Genomic DNA, 5200 nt, shown 5'->3' on the forward strand with positions numbered 1-5200 from the left:
CCCAGAGTTAAGGGCAGGTTACTCACGTGTTACTCACCCGTTCGCCACTAATCCAGGAGCAAGCTCCCTTCATCGTTCGACTTGCATGTGTTAAGCACGCCGCCAGCGTTCATCCTGAGCCAGGATCAAACTCTCCGTTGAAGTAAAACAGACACAACCCCCAGCCCCGGGAAAACGGGACAAAAAGGCTGCACAAAATTTGAAACCAGCTGTAAAAACCAGACCACCCACAGGGGCGGACGATCCAGTCAATTCAACCAATCACTAAAACAATTGGTATCAACAAACTTGGCACACTATTGAGTTCTCAAACAACAGACACACCCGACACCACCACCAGCACAAAAACACCGTGGATCGCTCCGGAGCAACTTCACAAACTTACCCGGTTTCGAGAAGCTTTGCAAATCGGCGTTTTCGCGATTCATGCTGCTCTCAACCAGCCCCACCCGCATCCAGCGCGCCAGCAGGCGAACCATTTTCAGGCTGTTCGTAAGGGGGGTTGGCCGCTATTTTTCCGCTTCAGCGGCGGCGACTCAGAAAACAATACACGTCCCCAACCCGGTCCGCAAATCCTGCTGCGAGAGCGCAGTATGCCTCCAAAAACCCCGCAAAGTAGGGGTTTTTGGAGGCATACGACGTGTCTTGGCCTGTCTTTGCGTCATCACGCCACGGTATGGACTGGCTCACATATTGTGCGCTCCCTCAGCTGTGCACCTTCAGGGTCAGCACGAAGTCGGCGTCCCGCGGCTTGAGGCGGTATTGCTCCAGCACACCGGGGCCGCAGGCGGCAGTCCCCACCCCCCGCAGCGCGTGGTCCACGTACAAGTAAGTGCGCCCGTCCGCCTTCAAGTCCGGGCGGTGGGCCGCTGCGTCCAACACATCCTGGCTGTAGGGCCTCACTGTCAGGGCAAAGGGATCACCGCAGATCTCAAGCGTCCGGCCGCCAAGCTGCAGTGCAGCGGACCGTGAGCCTGACCGGGCACCGCATTCCTGCGGCCGCACGTACTCAACATCCATCTCCGCCAGGGGCAGGGAGAACCAGCCCGCCCGTGCCCCCTGCCCGGTGTCCGGGTAGCTCTGGTGGGGGCCCTGGCCGAACCAGCTCACCGAATCTGTCTCTTCACCCAAAACAAATTCCAGCCCTATCCGGGCCCATTCGACGTCAAAGCCGCGGTTGACCCACGTGCCATCACGCCGCACCTGGGTCCGGAGTCCCACTGTTTCCCCGTCAGTGCTCCAGGTGTAGTCCACAAGCACGCCGTACTGTTTGTCGGCTGCGCTCATGCGGGTGCGGATCGTCAGGGCTTCGCCGCCATCCTGCCCGGGGTTCGCCGAGATGCCCAGCAGCCGGGTGTGGAGCCGGTTGAGTCCGGCATCCTTCCACTGAGTGGCCAGCGGCCGCTCGTCGGCGCCGCCCCATTCACGGCCAAGGTCGTTATCGGTAGGAGCCCACCACAGGGTCAGTCCCAGCTTTTCCACCGGGACACCGCCAATCGAGGTAGGCATGCCGGTGGCGCGGCTGAAGACAACCGGCCCGAGCGTGAGTTCGCTGTCCTGCACCTGGACGGGTTCAGCAGGCGCCGGCGAAACGGGAGCGCCCGGCTCCCGGACCGACTGCCCCCAGGCCACCTCGTGTCCCGCGTCCGCCCAGGCGGAATCAGCGCCGAGGACCGCACGAACGGTGAGCACTGCAGGCCTGCCGTCGGACAGCCCTGCGGCGAAAGCAGCGACGCTGCCCGGCAACTCCACAACTGTTTTGGACTGAGGCGCAACGGGCGCAACGTCCACCGTCCCGCCGTCGAGCGCGCCGCCGTCGGCCTCCACTCCATAGCGGAAGCTGAACGCGGAGGTGTCCGCGAAGTCTTGGCCGTTGCGAAGGGTGAAGCCTGTCCAATCGCGGGCGACGTCGATGCGCAGCGGCTCTATGACCTTCTTGAAGTCCAGCAGCCCGGGCCGGGGCCTGCGGTCAGCATCAACAAGCCCGTCGGTGACGAAGTTGCCGTCGTGAACTTCCTCACCGAAGTCGCCGCCATAGCCGTAATGGTCAACACCATCTGCGGTCGGGACTGTGATGCCATGCTCCAGCCACTCCCACACGAAGCCTCCCATCAGGCGCGGGTACTTCTCGAAAAGATCCTGGTATTCGCTCATTCCACCGGGGCCGTTACCCATGGCATGCACATATTCGCAGAGGACAAAGGGCATGGCGCGGCGCCGGGCGTCCAAGGCGGCGTCGTCCAGGGCCGGCTCGATTCCCTGGCCGATCAAGGCCGTCTCGGCATGGCTGGCGTACATCCGCGAGTACACGTCGACGTGCTCTGAGGACCAGTCCCCCTCGTAGTGGATGGGGCGGGACGGATCCCGGTCCTTGGTCCAGCGCGACATTGCCGCCAGGTTCCTGCCCGTGCCGGCCTCGTTGCCGAGGGACCACATAATCACCGCGGGGTGGTTCTTGTCGCGCTCAACCGTCCGGCGCATGCGGTCCACCAGTGCGGCTTCCCACTGCGGGTCATCACTGGGGTTCTGGGCCCAGCCGGCGCTCTCAAAGCCATGCGTTTCCAGGTCGCATTCGAGCACAACGTAAAAGCCAAGCTGGTCCGCCAGTGCGAGGAACTCAGGATGGGGCGGGTAGTGCGACGTCCGGATTGCGTTGATGTTGTGCTGCTTCATGAGCCGCAGCTCCGCCTCCACCACGTCGCGGGGAAGCACCCGGCCAAGGCGTGGATGGTGCTCGTGGCGGTTGACGCCGCGCAGCAGGATCCGCCGCCCGTTGACCTTGAACTGCGCGTCCTCGATGGCGATGCTGCGGAAGCCGATCTGGAGTGCCACGGACTCTCCGGCGGCGCTGACGGCCGCCTCGTAAAGACGCGGCACCTCCGCGGACCAGGGTTCGACGGCGGGGACGCGCACCTCAGTGCCGGCGGGCAGGTCCAGGCCCAGTTCCGGAACGCGGACGACGGCGTCCGTCGCCTGCCCGCCCCGCGTCACCTCCACCTTGAGGATGCCTTCGCCTGTGGTGTGGTCGTAGCCGGAGTGGACGAAGACGTCGTCAATGCCGGCGTCGGGCCTGGCCTGCAGGGTGACGTCGCGGAAAATGCCGGGAAGCCACCACATGTCCTGGTCCTCAACGTAGCTGGCGGCCGAGAACTGGGCGACGCGGACAGCCAGCGTGTTCTCCCCCTGCACCAGGATCCCGGAGACGTCGAATTCGTGGGCGAGCCTGCTTCCGCGGGTGGTTCCGAGTTCCACTCCGTTCAGCCACACGGTTCCTGCGGACTCGATGCCGTCGAACCGCAGCAGGGCACGCGGGAAGAACTCGGGCCCGGCCTCAAACACCACCAGGTGGTCACCGATGGGGTTGGCCTCCGGAACGTGCGGCGGTTCCACGGCGAAGGGGAACTGGACGTTCGTGTAGGCCGGTGCGCCATGTCCGTGCATAGGCCAGCTGGACGGCACCGGCAGGCTCTCGAACCCGTTCAGCGCCTCGCCCAGCTGCCAGCCATCATCAGGAGCCACCCGGCTTCCGGGGCTGAGCCGGAAATGCCACTCACCGTTCAGCGACAGCCGTGGGGCGTCGCTCTGAAGGTAGGCGCGCGCAGGCAGGGCGCCCCGGCCCGCCTCAAAGGATTCGAGATCCTGGATATCCGCGACGCCAAGCTCCAGGCTCCTGTCGGTTGAACCGGGGGCGGTGTGCGGGGGGCTGTCCGCCGGCGCGGACGGTGTTTCGACAGACATGGGCTTCCTTGCTTTGGGGAGTTTGGGGAAATACGTGAACGTTCACGTGCTGCATGCAAGCCTAGCTTCTATTCCGTGGTTTGAGTAGGGGTTAGGCCGACTGGCGGAGCACGAGCTGGTGCTTGAGGACCAGCTCGCTGTCCCGGCTTCCTGCCTGGATCCTGCCGGACATCAGATTGTCCACGAGGTCGACGGCGGCCCGTCCTACCGCCCTCAGGTCAAGTGAGAGCGTGGTCAGCTCCGGCGTCACCAACTCCCCAAGAGGGATGCCGTCCATACCGATTACGGCGCAATCCTCCGGAACCCTCCGGCCGGCGTCGCGCAAGGCCTTAAGCGCCCCCGCGGCCATGAGGTCGTTGAACACCAGGAGCCCGTCAATCCTGCCGTCGTGCTCGAGCATGGACCGGATGGCTTCCCGGGCTGCGGAGGCGGAGTCCGCTGACTGGAGGAGCGTCAGCTCGATGCCGGCATCTGCTGCCGTTGTAGCCACGGCCAACCCGCGGGTGGTGGCAGACCCCTCCAGGTCCGCATCCAGGTAGGCGATGCGCCGGCACTGTGCGGACATCAGCCGTTCCAGGGCCAGTTGTGCCGCGTACGCGTAGTCGAAGGAGATAAGGCCGGCCGCCTGGCCTGACGGATAGTCGAGGACAACCACGGGCCGGCGGCCCATTATGGACTGGGCCTCAGTTGAGCTGGCACCGAGATAACCAACGAGCGCGTCAACCTGCGGACCCAGCCGGGCAACGGCGTCCAGCCCACTTCCGCTCCCGTGGCCAAAATCATCTACCACCACGTTCCAGCCCCGCTGTGTCGCCTCTTCAACCACGCTGGAGGCAAACGCCGGAAAGTAGGGGTTGGTCAGATCAGGAATCGCGAGTCCCAGCGATGTCCGGGCGCCCTGTACCAGGCCCTTGGCGAACCGACTGGGGGAATACCCGAGTTCTGCAGCCAGTTGCTGGACGCGCTCACGCGTGGAAGCGCTGATTCCGGGCATGTCGTTCATGGCACGGGTAACGGTTTGCCGGGAGACCCCCGCGGCGGCCGCCACGTCCAGGATGGTCGCTCGGCGAACCTGGGGGCTGCGTGAACTCGAGGTCATGGCTGCAAGTCTAGGCCGAAGCCGCCGGCGGACGCCTTTTGACTCATTTGCCGGCCCTCCCCCCTGTGACGCTCTCTCACTTGATGCGGGGTTTCCCGGGACGCTCTCTCACTTGATGCCGGGTTTCCTGGGACGCTTTCTGGGTTGTTCTGCTGTCGGGGTGGCGCGGGGGTGGTGGCGCCCATTTTCCCGTGGTAAGTGGAAGAGCGTCCGCCCGGGTGCCTGCGTTAAGTGGGAGAGGGTCCGCCCGGGTGCCTGCGTTAGGTGGTGGAGGGTTCGTCCGGGTGCCTGTATCAGGTGCGGGGGGCAGTGTTGGTGGTGGGTGTTAAATGTGGGAGGCCCCAACCATTAGTGGTTGGGGCC

At 64.6% G+C, this 5200-nt stretch carries 2 protein-coding genes and 1 rRNA gene; all 3 read right to left on the bottom strand.

Annotation, left to right across the window (positions count from 1 at the left end; translation table 11 throughout):
* Positions 1–141, bottom strand: a 16S ribosomal RNA gene (locus tag IEX33_RS19205); the annotation flags it as partial.
* A gap of 564 nt (positions 142–705) precedes the next feature.
* Positions 706–3738 carry a glycoside hydrolase family 2 TIM barrel-domain containing protein gene (locus tag IEX33_RS19210; protein ID WP_188732475.1) on the bottom strand — a complete coding sequence of 1011 codons (3033 nt, stop codon included), beginning with the start codon at positions 3736–3738 and terminating at the stop codon, positions 706–708.
* Between the two features lie 91 nt (positions 3739–3829).
* Complete coding sequence (locus tag IEX33_RS19215) at positions 3830–4837, bottom strand: LacI family DNA-binding transcriptional regulator (RefSeq protein ID WP_188732476.1); 1008 nt, start codon at positions 4835–4837, stop codon at positions 3830–3832.
* Positions 4838–5200: the final 363 nt, after the last annotated feature.

It is taken from the genome of Pseudarthrobacter scleromae (assembly GCF_014644515.1).
GTDB lineage: Bacteria > Actinomycetota > Actinomycetes > Actinomycetales > Micrococcaceae > Arthrobacter > Arthrobacter scleromae.